Genomic DNA, 254 nt, shown 5'->3' with positions numbered 1-254 from the left:
GGCTGGGGCGTCGTCCCCGACCGCGTTCGACGGCGACATTCTCGACATCAAGCGGGTGATGGCTCCCGGCTTGCCGGCAGGGACGATGATTATTGGTCGCTCGTCGCAGGCTGAGGCCTACGAGGAGCGCATCGGTCTGCTGCAGGCCGTGGAGCCGTCGATCCTGGGTGTCGAGGTCGCCTACGGCGGATATTTCGCGTTCGGTGTGCTCGATGCGACCGCGTTCGCGAAGGTGGAGGTCGCGACCTCATGAC

The 254-nt window shown here is 65.7% G+C and carries 1 protein-coding gene; it reads left to right on the top strand.

Going from position 1 to position 254, the window contains the following annotated elements:
* A partial coding sequence (locus tag ACS2QP_RS28160) for a hypothetical protein (protein WP_438883124.1) occupies window positions 1-253 on the top strand: 253 nt, incomplete at its 5' end.
* Window position 254 lies beyond the last annotated feature (1 nt).

This window comes from Bacillus cereus group sp. Bce019 (genome assembly GCF_051781745.1).
In the GTDB taxonomy this organism is placed as follows: domain Bacteria; phylum Bacillota; class Bacilli; order Bacillales; family Bacillaceae_G; genus Bacillus_A; species Bacillus_A cereus.
Note: the sequence above shows the minus strand (reverse complement) of the source record. Positions and strands in the feature narration are given on the sequence as shown.